Origin of the sequence: Aeromicrobium sp. Leaf272, from assembly GCF_001422865.1 — a bacterium.
In the GTDB taxonomy this organism is placed as follows: domain Bacteria; phylum Actinomycetota; class Actinomycetes; order Propionibacteriales; family Nocardioidaceae; genus Aeromicrobium.
On record NZ_LMMY01000009.1, the window covers coordinates 226,129 to 238,342 of the forward strand.

Consider the following 12,214-nt stretch of genomic DNA (forward strand, 5'->3'; position numbering starts at 1 on the left):
GACCGTCTCCGCGTGCCACCGCTCCAGTGTAGGGGCCTGCGCGAGGCCCCGGAACCGTCCTGGGCGTGACGTGGTCGGCAGTGGGAGGTAGGTGGCGCACCGAACCAGGCCGTCAGAGGTAGATGGCGAACCTCGAAGCGTCGAGATGAGGTACGAGCCCTACCCCCGGGCGAGCCGCAGCCCGAGGACCCGACCCGAGGACGCCTCCCGCCGCTCGGTCGGGGCCCTTCGGAGGCCACCCCCGGCGCGAGCCGAGCCAGCGCGGCAGCGGGTTCCGAGCTCCCACACCAGCGCACCCGCAGAACGTCAGGACCGGGCCACCGACGGGCACGACCGCGCCACCGGTCCTAGCGTGGACGGGTGCTCACCGCTGCTCTGTACGGCGCCGCCACGGCCGTCCCGCTGGTCGTCGGAGCCGCAGCGGGCCTGCGGTGGCGGATCCCCCGGGCAGCCCTCGCCGCCCTCATGGCGTTCGGGGCCGGCACCATGATCGCCGCAGCCTCCCAGGAGCTGTTCGGGCCGGCCTTCCAGGCCCTCGACGCCGTCCGGGCCGGGATCGCCCTCCTCGGCGGCGCCGGGCTCTACGTGGTCCTCAGCCACCTCCTGGACCGTCGGGCGGGCACCTCGGCCGTCGGCATGGGCCTGCTGCTCGGGGCCTTCCTCGACGGCGTGCCGGAGAACACCGCGCTCGGGGTCTCCCTGGGCGAGGGCGGTCTGGCCCTGCTGGTCGCGATCGCCGTCGGCAACACGCCTGAGGCCATCGCGAGTGCTGCGGCCCTCCGCGACGACGAGCGACTCGGCCCTCGCCGCGGACTGGCGCTGTGGGCGGCCGTCGGCGTGCTGCTGACCCTCGTCACCGTCGGTGCGCACGCCGCAGGCGGCGCGGTCTCCCCGGCCGCCGTCGCGGTGGCCCAGGCCGTGGCCGGCGGCGCGACGCTGGCCGTGCTCTCCGACACGCTCCTCCCCGAGGCCTACCGCGAGGGCGGATGGTGGGTCGGGATCGCCACCGCACTCGGCTTCTGGCTCGCGTTCGTGCTCGGCTGACCCGCGCACCCCTGCTTGGCGTGCGGGCACGCCCCACCTCCGCCACGATGAGCCCATGTCCACCGACCAGGTCACGGCCGAGCGCCTCGTCGCCGCCCCCGCCGAGCGCATCTTCGCCCTGCTGTCCGACGCCGCACGGCACCGTGAGATCGACGGCTCCGGAACGGTCCAGGGCACGAGCAACGAGAGCGAGCCGCTGCACATGGGCTCGGTGTTCGGCATGTCGATGAAGATGGGTCTGCCGTACTCGACGAAGAACGAGGTCGTCGAGTACGAGCCGAACCGACGCATCGCGTGGCGCACCACCGGCCTGTTCGGCCTCATCGGCGGCCGGGTCTGGCGCTACGAGCTCGTCGACCAGGGCAGCAGCACGATCGTCCGCGAGACGTGGGACATCAGCCGCGACCGCCAGCGCGTCGCCCTGCGGCGCGGCAATATGCCTCGCTCCACGAAGCGCAACATCGAGCGCACGCTCGAGCGGATCGCCACGGTCGTCGAAGGCTCCTGAACGGTTGTCCCAGTACTCACGACGGGCCGAATCCGGTACCGGGAAGCTGCTTCACCGTGGGGTCAGGAGCCCCTAGGCTGGCGTGACCCACGCCACAGAGGAGACGCCGTGCCCGACCTGCCCGACGCCACGTACCTGACCGACTTCCACGCGTACCGCGCCGAGCACGACCCGGACGGCCGTTGCTGGACCTACCTCGAGCGCACGTGGACCTGGGGCGAGGCCTGGGACGACGTCCGACGCTTCGCCGGGGCGCTGCAGGCGGAGGGCATCGTGCGCGGCGACCGGATCGCCTTCCTCGACAAGAACAACCCGGCCATCCTCACGGCGACCCAGGCGTGCTGCCTGCTCGGCTCGGCCAACGCGATCGTCAACTGGCGGCTGGCCGGCGACGAGCTCGACTACGTCATCAACGACGCCGGGGCCCGCATCCTCTTCGTCGGCCACGAGCTGGCCCCGTCGATCGACCTGATCCGCGACCGCCTGGTCGGCGTCGAGCGCATCGTCGTGGTCGGGGGCGACGACGACGAGCTCGAGGCGTGGCTCGCAGCGGCGACCCCCGTCGAGCGCCAGCCCGGCGTCGACCCCGACGACGTGTGCCTGGTCATGTACAGCTCGGGCACCACGGGCCGGCCCAAGGGCGTCATGCTCACCCAGCACAACATGGTCGTGCACACGCTCAGCGCCATGGGCGACATCGAGTACGGACCCGACGACACCATGCTGGTCGCGATGCCGATGTTCCACGTGGGCGGTTCGTCGTACGCCCTGTTCGGTCCCGCGACCGGCACCCACGGCTACATCATCCGCGAGGTCGATCCTCAGCTGCTGGCCGGCGCGATGATGGCCGGGGCCACCCACGCGTTCCTCGTCCCCGCCGTCGTGGCGGCCCTGCTGCACGCCGGGCCCCAGGCCATGGCGTTGTTCAGCCGGCTGAAGGCGTTCTCCTACGGCGCGGCCCCCATGCCCCTGCCGGTGCTGCGCGGTGCCATCGAGCACTGGCCCGACACCGCGTTCATGCAGGTCTACGGGATGACGGAGATGGGCGGCGTCGTCACCATCCTCGACGACGCGGCACACCGCGACGCCGAGCACCCGGAGCGCCTCGTCTCGGCCGGTCGACCCATCCCCGGGGTCGAGCTGCGCGTCGTCGACGTCACCACCCTCCAGGACGTCGAGCCGGGCGGATCGGGTGAGCTGTGGTGGCGGACCGAGCAGAACACCGTGGGCTACCTCGGCCGCCCCGAGGCCACCGCCGAGCTGCTCGTCGCGGCCGACGACGGAGGCGGCCCCTGGCTGCGCTCGGGTGACATCGGTCGGGTCGACGACGGCGGGTTCGTGTTCATCGAGGACCGCGTGAAGGACATGATCATCACGGGCGGGGAGAACGTGTACTCCCCCGAGGTCGAGCGCGTACTCGCCGAGCACCCGGCCGTGCTGGAGACCGCGGTCATCGGCGTCCCGGACGACCGGTGGGGCGAGACGGTCAAGGCCGTCGTGGCGTTCCGGCCCGAGCACACCGTGGACCCGCAGGAGCTCATCGACTTCGCCCGTGAACGGCTGGCCCACTACAAGGCCCCCCGCACGGTCGACGTCGTCGAGGCCCTGCCCCGCAACCCCTCGGGCAAGATCCTCAAGCGGGACCTGCGCAAGGGCTACTGGCCGAGCGACGGCCGCCAGGTCTGACTCGATCCCGGCCACCACACGGGAGAGGGCATTAAAACGGTCCCGACCCTCCAGGGGTGTGGGCCGGGACCGTTGTGCCTCCAGGATACATGCCTGAGCGGCTTTCGTCTCCCTCGCGGTCGGATGAACTCTGGTTACGAATGTTTTACGCCACGAACCTGCCGCTCGGACGCCGCGGCGAGAATCCCTCGTGCACCTGACAGGACGCCACACGTTCCGTAGCCTTCGGACCATGCCTACGGTGACTTCCCCCCCGTCTCACCTCGGCGCAGGGCGGCAGGCCTTCACCCTCGCCTGCGCGCTCCTCGCGTCCGTCCTCGTCACGCTCGCCCTGCCCGGGCCCGCCTCGGCGGCCACTCCGGCGGCGCCCGGTGACCGGACCGCCTACGCCTTCGACGCGTGCGTCGCGCCGAGCACCACGGTCATGGACGCGTGGATGCGCGACTCGCCCTACTCGGCCGTCGGCATCTACGTGTCCGGCAACTCCCGCTACTGCGGGGACCGCTACCAGCCGAACCTCTCGAAGTCGTGGGTCCAGCACAACGCCGACGCCGGGTGGGGCTTCATGCCGATCCACGTGGGCTACCAGTCGCCCTGCTTCAAGAACAACCCGCAGAGCCGCGTGCAGAAGAAGAGGATGTCGACGTCGCAGACGACGGCCCGCAAGCAGGGTGCCGCCGACGCGCGCGAGGCCATCGCCGCCCTCAAGAAGTACGGCTTCGGCGCAGGCTCGGTGGCCTACCTCGACATCGAGTGGTACGCCCGCACCACGACGTGCGACAACGCCGTCCTCGCGTTCTCCGACGCCTGGACCGAGACCCTGAAGGCGTCGAAGTTCCGCTCCGGGATCTACTCCAGCGGCTCGGCCGCCATCAAGCTCGTCGACGACGTCCGCTCCGGCGCCAAGAAGTTCTCGGGCTTCACGCAGTTCGACCAGGTGTGGTTCGCGTGGACGAACAAGGTGGCGAACGTGGACGGCGGTCCGTACCTGTCCGACACCGGCTGGAAGAACGCCCGCATCCACCAGTTCCACAACAACGTGAACGAGACGTACGGCGGGCACCGCCTCACGATCGACCGCAACCTGATGCGCGTGGGCACGGGGTCCGTGGCCACCACGGAACCGCGGTCCTGCGGTGTCGACCTCACACTCGCGTCCTACCCGACGCTGCGTGCGGGCTCGAAGGGCAAGGCCGTCGAGGCCCTGCAGTGCCTGCTCCAGGAGCGCGGCCTCAAGAAGTCCGTGACGGGCGAGGTCGGGTCCGGCACCGTCTCGGGCATCAACGCGTACCGCGCGAGCAAGGGCTGGAGCCGCAACGGCGTCGTCAGTCGTCCGGTGTGGACCGCACTCCTCGCGGAGGGCTCGACGCCGAAGGTCCTGAAGTACGGCTCGACGGGCTCGGCGGTCTGGCGGCTGCAGCGCTCGCTGCGCGCCGCCGGCTACGCGCCGTCGGTGAAGGGCGTGCTCGACACCGCCACGGTCAGGGCCGCCCAGCAGCTGCGCCGCGACAACAAGCAGGCCGCACTGCAGACGGTGACCTCGTCGCAGTGGTCGCTCCTGCGCCGCGGCAACTTCTGACGGCTGCGGCTCGGTCCCGGTCCGCGCCGGCCCGTCCGACCCTGCCCCCCCGACGGGGCGGCTACGCGTCGTCGAGCGGCAGGTGGGGCGAGAGGTCCGAGCGCTGCCCCGAGGCCCGCACCCGCGTCCGGTCGGCCGACGCCTCGCTCCACGCCAGTGACCCGCGGGCCAGGGCGATCCAGGTGGCCGCGTCCATCTCCACGACGGCCGGCGGCGTGCCGCGGGTGTGCGTGGAGCCCTCGATGCACTGGACGGCCGCGAAGGGCGGGACCCGCACCTCCACGCTGCGACCGGGCGCCCGCTGGGCCAGTGCACCCAGGTAGTGCTTGACCAGGGGCTTGACCACCTCGCGAGCGTCGTCACCGTCGTCGAGCCGGGCCAGCAGGCCGTCGACGACCTCCGGCGTGAGCAGGGTGGACGGGCGCGCCACGCGGCTCAGCCGCCGAGGACGGGGCCGAGCACCGCGGGCAGCGTGGCGCTCCACGCGTCGCGCAGGTCCTCGAGGTCGATCGTGAACTGACCGGCCACCTCGTAGGCCGAGCCGCCCGTGCGACCGATCGACGTCAGCTCGACCCCGTGCTCGGCCGCGATCTCCGCGACCTCGTCGTGGTGGTGCTCGGGAACGGCCAGCAGGGCGCGCGCGGCGGACTCGCTGAACAGCTGCACGAAGGGGTCGTCGTCGAGCACGACCCGCACGCCGACACCGTGCGCGAACGCACCCTCGGCCAGCGCCATGGCGAGACCGCCGTCGGACAGGTCGTGCGCCGACGTGAGCAGCCCGCGCCGACCGGCCTCGCACACGACCGCGGCGAGCGCCTGCTCGGCGGCGAGGTCGACCGTGGGGGGCAGCCCGCCGAGGTGACCGTGCACGACGTCGGCCCACGACGAGCCGGACAGCTCCTCCCGCGTCTCGCCGAGCACCAGCAGGTGGTCGTCATCGCGGGTGAAGCCCTGGCGGACGCGCTGGCGCACGTCCTCGATGACACCCAGCACGCCCACGACGGGGGTCGGCAGGATGGCCGTCTCGCCGGTCTGGTTGTAGAAGCTCACGTTGCCGCCGGTGACGGGGATCCCGAGCTCGGCACACCCGTCCTTGAGTCCGTGCGTGGCCTGCTCGAACTGCCACATGACCGCCGGGTCCTCCGGGGAGCCGAAGTTCAGGCAGTCCGTGACGGCCAGGGGCAGGGCGCCGGTGACCGCGACGTTGCGGAACGACTCGGCGAGCGCCAGCTGGGCCCCCGCGTACGGGTCGAGCTTGGCGAAGCGGCCGTTGCAGTCGGTCGAGACGGCCACGCCGAGGTTGCTCCGCTCGTCGACGCGGACCATGCCGGCGTCCTCGGGCTGGGCCAGGACCGTGTTGCCCTGCACGTAGCGGTCGTACTGGTCGGTGACCCACGACGGGTCGGCGAGGTTGGGGCTCGTGACGACCCGCACCAGCTGCTCGCCGATCTGTTCGCCGGTGGCCGGACGTGGCAGCGCCTCGGCGGTGTCGGCCTGCAGGGCGTCCTGCCAGTCGGGGCGCGCGTAGGGGCGCTCGTAGGTGGGTCCGTCGTGCGCGACGGAGCGCGGGGGGACGTCGACGATCGTCTCGCCGTGCCAGTCGATGACCAGGTGCTCGCCGTCGGTGACCTCACCGACGACGACGGCCTCGACGTCCCACTTCTCGCAGATCGCCATGAACGCGTCGAGGTGCTCCGGCTCGACGACGGCCATCATGCGCTCCTGGCTCTCGCTCATGAGGATCTCCTCCGGCGAGAGCGACGGGTCGCGCAGGGGCACGGTGTCGAGCTCGACGTGCATGCCGCCGTCGCCGGCGCTGGCCAGCTCGCTCGTGGCGCACGACAGACCGGCGCCGCCGAGGTCCTGGATGCCGTTGACGACCTTGGCCGCGAACAGCTCGAGGGTGCACTCGATGAGCAGCTTCTCCATGAACGGGTCGCCGACCTGCACGCTGGGCCGCTTGGCCGGGCCATCGGCGTCGAACGTCTCGGACGCGAGGACCGACACGCCGCCGATGCCGTCGCCGCCGGTGCGGGCGCCGTAGAGGACGACCTTGTTGCCGACGCCCGAGGCGAACGCGAGGTGGAGGTCCTCGTGGCGCAGCACGCCCACGCAGAGCGCGTTGACGAGCGGGTTGCCGAGGTAGGTCTCGTCGAAGACCACCTCGCCACCGATGTTGGGCAGGCCGAGACAGTTGCCGTAGCCGCCGACGCCGGCGACGATGCCGGGCAGCACACGGGCGGTGTCGGGGGCGTCGAGCGGGCCGAAGCGCAGCGGGTCCATGACCGCGACGGGGCGCGCTCCCATGGCGAGGATGTCGCGGACGATGCCGCCGACGCCCGTGGCCGCACCCTGGTACGGCTCGACGTAGCTGGGGTGGTTGTGCGACTCGACCTTGAACGTGACGGCGTAGCCCTGGCCGATGTCGATGACGCCGGCGTTCTCGCCGATGCCGGCGAGCGTCTTGCCCAGCGGGGTCTCCTGCGGCAGCTCGCCGAACTTCTTCAGGTGCACCTTGGAGGACTTGTACGAGCAGTGCTCGCTCCACATCACCGAGTACATGGCCAGCTCGGCGCCCGTGGGACGCCGCCCCAGGATCTCGACGATGCGGTCGTACTCGTCGGGCTTGAGCCCCAGCTCGGCCCACGGCAGCTCACGCTCCGGCGTCTCCTGCGCGTGGGCGACGGTGTCGAGCTGGCGCGTGCTGTCGGGCGATGCGTCGGTCACGGACTGAATCCTATCGGCGGGGCGGCCCCGGTCGTCGGGCATGTCCGTGCGACCGGCTCATCGGACGCCCGCCAGGTAGAGCGCCGTCGCGAAGGGGACGAAGGTGACGCCCCCGAAGCCCAGCAGACCACCGAGGACCGCAGGACCCCCGCGCCCTCCGCCGGGACCCCGCGGACGCAGCCACCACGAGCCCGCTGCGCAGGCGACCAGTGCCGCCCCGTACAGCAGCAGGGACCACAGCGCGAACGTCCGGAACCCGTCGCCCATGAGCACGTCGCCGACCGCAGCGGGATCCTCGAACGAGGGGGCGAGCCAGACCACCACGCCGCCGGCGAGCACCACCGCCAGCAGCGAGGCGCACAGTCCACCCAGCGACCCACCCCAGACCAGGTTCCGCGCCACGCCGTCCTCGTCGTCCATGGGAGGAACCTAGCCGCGCAGCAGCACGCTAGTCCGTGACGACGCGCAGGGTGAGGACGGCGTCGTCGCCGTCGTGGACGTCCTCGGCCGTCCGCACCGCCTTCTTCACCGGGAGCACGTACGCCCGGTGCTGCGTCGACGGGAAGACCGAGGTGCGCCACGTGGAGGTTCCGATCGTCACTTCCACGCGCACCGACCCGAAGCCGGCGGCCGTGGCGCCGAAGCGCTCCTCGACCTCGTCGGAGACGTCCTCGGGGACGGTGACGAAGTGCCAGGCGCCGTCGCGCCACAGCGGCCGCTCGAACGTCCAGGTCGCGTCGTCCACGGACCCATCCTCAGGGCCGACGCGCCGTCAGCGCCAGGTGCCGCGCTCGTACTGCAGCGGGTAGAGGCCGTCGGGCGCGTCGCCGAGCTCGTGGGCGGCGCGCTGCGGCCAGGCGGGCTCGCGCAGCGCCGCGCGGGCCAGCAGGACGAGGTCGGCGTCGCCACGGGTGAGCACGTCGTCGGCCTGCTGCGGGTCGGTGATGAGACCGACGGCGCCCGTGGGCAGCCCGGAGCCCTCGCGCACCTCGCGGGCCAGCGGCACCTGGTAGCCGGGACCCACGGGGATCTCGGCCGGGAGCAGACCGCCGCTCGAGACGTCCACGACGTCGACGCCGTGGTCGGCCAGCAGCCGCGACAGCCGAGCCGTCTCGTCGACCGTCCAGCCGTCGTCGAGCCAGTCGGTGGCCGAGAACCGGACGGCCAGCGCCTTCTCGTCGGGCCACACGGCGCGCACGGCGTCGACGACCTCGACCACCAGGCGGGTGCGGCCCTCGAACGAGCCGCCGTACTCGTCGTCGCGCTGGTTCGACAGCGGCGACAGGAACTGGTGCAGCAGGTACCCGTGGGCGGCGTGGACCTCCACCAGGTCGAAGCCGGCGGCATCGGCCCGACGGGCCGCGTCGGCGAAGTGACCCGGGATCGCCCGCACCTCCTCGAGGTCGAGGGCCCGCGGGGTGGCGTATCCGGGGAAGGCGAGCGCGGACGGGGCGACCGTCTCCCAGCCGCCCTCGTCGAGCCCGACGCTGCCCTCGCCCGTGGTCGCGGCGCGCGGGTGCGCGAAGGGGGCGAACGTGGAGGCCTTGCGGCCGGCGTGCGCGAGCTGCACCCCGATCGGCGTGCCCTCCGCGTGCACCACGTCGACGATGCGCGCCCAGGCCTCCTGCTGCTCGTCGTTCCACAGCCCCGTGTCCTCCGGGCTGATCCGACCCTCGGGCACCACGGCGGTCGCCTCGGTGACCAGCAGGCCGAAGCCGCCGGTCGCGCGGGCGCCCAGGTGCACGAGGTGCCAGTCGGTCGGCACGCCGTCGCGGGCGAAGCACGAGTACTGGCACATCGGTGCGAGCCAGATGCGGTTGCGGGCGGTGACGCCGCGCAGGGTGACGGGTTCGAGGAGAGCGCTCACGTCAGGTGGCCAACGCGGCGCGGGCGGCCGATGTTCCCCGCCCCGCACCCCACGGCTCAGAGCTCAGGGCTCGACGGTCGGCCAGGGCTCGTGGATCGGGTCCTTGGGCAGACGCTTGACCTTGCGGGTGCGCCGGCGTCGGCTGGGGATCATCGAGCGCATCTCCTCGAGCTTGCCGAAGCACAGCAGCCGGTCGCCCGCCTCCAGGACGTGCGAACGCCGCGGGTTCGGGATCACCTGGGTGCCCCGCTGCAGGGTGAGCACCGAGATGTCGCGGTCGCGCAGGCCGCTCTCGCCGAGCGGCTTGCCCACCATGTCGGAGGCCGCCTGCACGAGCAGCTCGGCCACGCCGTACCCCGTGGAGACGGTGAGCCGCTGGCGCACGTCGATCTCGGGGAACGCGACCTGGTTGTCGATGTGGTCGATGATCGCGCCCGCGACGTCGAGGTTCGTGGCCGACTCGATGCCCTCGAGGCCCGGCGAGGAGTTGACCTCCATGACCAGGGGGCCGTCGTCGCCCTCGAGCATGTCGACGCCCGCCACCCGCAGGCCCATGATCTGGGCGGCGCGCACGGCGACCCGCTCGTACTCCGGGTCGAGCGAGACCGCCTCCACCGAGCCACCCCGGTGCACGTTGGAGCGGAACTCGTCGCCCTTGGCCACGCGGCGCATCGCCGCGACGACCCGGTCGCCGACCACGAGGGCGCGGATGTCGCGGCCCTTGCTCTCGGCGACGAAGCGCTGGATGAGCACGTTCTGCCGCGTGCTCTGGAGCGTCTCGATGATCGCCTCGGCGACCTTGATCTCGGGCGCCAGGATCACGCCGATGCCCTGGGTGCCCTCCAGCAGCTTGATGACGACCGGCGCCCCACCGACCCGCTCGATGGCCGCGATCACGTCGGCCCGGTCGCGCACGAAGGTCGTGGCCGGCATGCCGATGTCGTGGCGCGACAGGATCTGGCTGGCGCGCAGCTTGTCGCGCGAGTTCTGGATCCCCCACGACGTGTTGGGCGTGAAGACGTCCATCTGCTCGAGCTGGCGCACCACGGCCGTGCCGTAGTACGTGATGGAGTTGCCGATCCGGGGCAGCGCCGCGTCGTAGTGCGACAGCGGCTTGCCGCGGTACTGCAGGTCGGGCTCGGGCCCGGAGAGATCGATCGCGAAGCGCAGCGTGTTGAGGACCTTGACCGTGTGGCCCCGGTCGAGCGCCGCGGTGCGCAGGCGCTGCGTACTGTACGAGCGAGGCGCACGTGACAGGATCGCGAGTTTCATGGACTCCCCGAGCTGGAAGGACGGACGATTGACGCACCCACCTTCCTACACCCCCGCCCCAGCCGCAGGGCCGGACGGCGGTCTGCTCGACCAGACCCTGGTCGGCTGGCGGGAGTGGGTCCGTCTCCCCGACCTCGGCGTCCCGTGGATCAAGGCCAAGATCGACACCGGCGCCCGGACGTCGTCGCTGCACGCCTTCGACATCGAGCCCGACGACCACGGCCGGGTGCGGTTCAGCATCCACCCCTGGCAGGGCACCGACGAAGATCCCGTGCAGGTGGAGCTCGACGTGCTCGACCTGCGCGAGGTCCGCTCGTCGTCGGGTCACGTGGAGGAGCGCTACGTGGTGGTCCTCGACCTCACGCTCGCCGGCCGGGTGGTGCCGTCCGAGGTGACGCTGTCGCGGCGCGACGAGATGGGCTTCCGCATGCTGGTCGGCCGGGAGGCCCTGGCGCAGGGGTACCTCGTCGACTCCAGCGAGTCCTACCTCGGTGGCCGACCGCCCGTGCGGGTCCGTCGCCGGAACCGGGGTCGATGATGGCGCGTCCGTCGTTCGAGATCGGGCCGATCCGGGTGCGCCCGGGGCAGGCCAAGGCGGTGTCGCTGCCCATCACCCGGCTCGTGACCGGCGCCGACGTCGACCTGCCGGTGCGGGTGGTGCACGGCCGCGAGGACGGTCCCACGGTGTGGGTCGACGCCGCGATCCACGGCGACGAGGCGGTCGGCGTCGAGGTGATCCGCCAGGTGCTCGCCGACATCGACCCCAAGTCGATGCGGGGCACGCTCATCGCGATCCCCATCGTCAACGTGCTCGGCTTCATGACCGGTGACCGCTACCTGCCCGACCGCCGCGACCTGAACCGCTCGTTCCCGGGCTCGGCCCGCGGGTCGCTCGCCTCCCGCATCGCGCACCTGATGATGACCGAGGTGGTGGCCAAGTGCGACGTCGGCATCGACCTGCACACGGGGTCGGACCGGCGGACCAACCTGCCGCAGATCCGCGCCGACCTGGAGGACGACCGCACCCGTGAGCTGGCCGAGGCGTTCGCCGCACCGGTGATGCTGCACGCCAAGATCCGTGACGGGTCGCTGCGGGCGGCCGCGCGCGAGGCCGGTGCGACCGTGCTCCTCTACGAGGCGGGCGAGGCGTGGCGCATGGACGCCTGGGCGATCGACGCCGGCGTGCGCGGCGTCCGTCGGGTGCTCGCCGCGCTCGGCATGACCGAGCCGGTGGACGAGGATCCGCCCGCCCCCAGCCAGGCGTCGTACAGGAGCAGCTGGGTGCGGGCCCGCGGCACCGGCATGCTGCACCTGGAGGTCGCCCTCGGCGAGCACGTGACCGAGGGCCAGCGCATCGGTGGCCTGTTCGACTCCTTCGGCAAGCGGGTGCGCCTCGTCCACGCCGAGCGGTCCGGCGTCGTCATCGGCCGCACCGAGGCCCCCGTGGTCAACAGCGGCGACGCCGTCGTGCACGTCGCCGAGGTCTGAGCCGGATCAGCGATTCCCATCAGGTGATGGGAATCCCCCACTC

12 protein-coding genes and 1 pseudogene are annotated in these 12,214 nt (G+C 72.2%); 6 read left to right on the top strand and 7 right to left on the bottom strand.

The features are described from left to right. Window positions 1–360 precede the first annotated feature (360 nt). The 4 genes from ASF38_RS02640 (at window position 361) to ASF38_RS02655 (ending at window position 4,817) form a co-directional block, all read left to right on the top strand. On the top strand, window positions 361–1,044 hold the full coding sequence (locus tag ASF38_RS02640; protein WP_056573458.1) for a ZIP family metal transporter: 684 nt from the start codon (window positions 361–363) through the stop codon (window positions 1,042–1,044). Between the two features lie 55 nt (window positions 1,045–1,099). Then, window positions 1,100–1,552, top strand: a complete 453-nt coding sequence (locus ASF38_RS02645; RefSeq protein ID WP_056573462.1) for an SRPBCC family protein — start codon at window positions 1,100–1,102, stop codon at window positions 1,550–1,552. A 108-nt stretch (window positions 1,553–1,660) separates the two neighbouring features. Further along, entirely contained in the window at window positions 1,661–3,238 is a 1,578-nt protein-coding gene (locus ASF38_RS02650; protein WP_056573466.1) for an AMP-binding protein, read from the top strand. Between the two features lie 241 nt (window positions 3,239–3,479). Next, the gene (locus tag ASF38_RS02655) at window positions 3,480–4,817 is read left to right on the top strand and encodes a glycoside hydrolase domain-containing protein (RefSeq protein ID WP_056573469.1); all 1,338 of its coding nucleotides are present in this window, start codon (window positions 3,480–3,482) and stop codon (window positions 4,815–4,817) included. A gap of 61 nt (window positions 4,818–4,878) precedes the next feature. Here ASF38_RS02655 and ASF38_RS02660 read toward each other — a convergent pair whose 3' ends face one another. From ASF38_RS02660 to ASF38_RS02685, 7 genes and pseudogenes are all read right to left on the bottom strand, one after another. Continuing rightward, window positions 4,879–5,247 carry a sterol carrier family protein gene (locus ASF38_RS02660; protein WP_055966188.1) on the bottom strand — a complete coding sequence of 123 codons (369 nt, stop codon included), beginning with the start codon at window positions 5,245–5,247 and terminating at the stop codon, window positions 4,879–4,881. A 5-nt stretch (window positions 5,248–5,252) separates the two neighbouring features. Then, window positions 5,253–7,544 carry a phosphoribosylformylglycinamidine synthase subunit PurL gene (gene purL, locus ASF38_RS02665; RefSeq protein ID WP_056573471.1) on the bottom strand — a complete coding sequence of 764 codons (2,292 nt, stop codon included), beginning with the start codon at window positions 7,542–7,544 and terminating at the stop codon, window positions 5,253–5,255. Between the two features lie 57 nt (window positions 7,545–7,601). After that, the gene (locus ASF38_RS02670; protein WP_055963716.1) at window positions 7,602–7,964 is read right to left on the bottom strand and encodes a hypothetical protein; all 363 of its coding nucleotides are present in this window, start codon (window positions 7,962–7,964) and stop codon (window positions 7,602–7,604) included. 28 nt (window positions 7,965–7,992) lie between these two features. Further along, a complete protein-coding gene (locus ASF38_RS02675; protein ID WP_056573474.1) occupies window positions 7,993–8,289 on the bottom strand; it encodes a DUF1905 domain-containing protein in 297 nt (98 codons plus the stop codon). Window positions 8,290–8,316: 27 nt separating this feature from the next. Further along, entirely contained in the window at window positions 8,317–9,411 is a 1,095-nt protein-coding gene (locus ASF38_RS02680) for an NADH:flavin oxidoreductase/NADH oxidase (RefSeq protein WP_056556142.1), read from the bottom strand. A gap of 63 nt (window positions 9,412–9,474) precedes the next feature. Next, entirely contained in the window at window positions 9,475–9,795 is a 321-nt protein-coding gene (locus ASF38_RS19570; protein ID WP_369815041.1) for a cation:proton antiporter regulatory subunit, read from the bottom strand. 27 nt (window positions 9,796–9,822) lie between these two features. Continuing rightward, window positions 9,823–10,683, bottom strand: a pseudogene (locus ASF38_RS02685) (RimK family alpha-L-glutamate ligase); the annotation flags it as partial. Window positions 10,684–10,711: 28 nt separating this feature from the next. Between ASF38_RS02685 and ASF38_RS02690 the strand changes: the two are divergent. Together ASF38_RS02690 and ASF38_RS02695 are read left to right on the top strand one after the other, a co-directional pair. Then, window positions 10,712–11,221, top strand: a complete 510-nt coding sequence (locus ASF38_RS02690; protein ID WP_235497355.1) for a RimK/LysX family protein — start codon at window positions 10,712–10,714, stop codon at window positions 11,219–11,221. Then, entirely contained in the window at window positions 11,221–12,171 is a 951-nt protein-coding gene (locus ASF38_RS02695) for a succinylglutamate desuccinylase/aspartoacylase family protein (RefSeq protein WP_156364867.1), read from the top strand. The genes ASF38_RS02690 and ASF38_RS02695 overlap by 1 nt, the downstream gene beginning before the upstream one ends. Window positions 12,172–12,214: the final 43 nt, after the last annotated feature.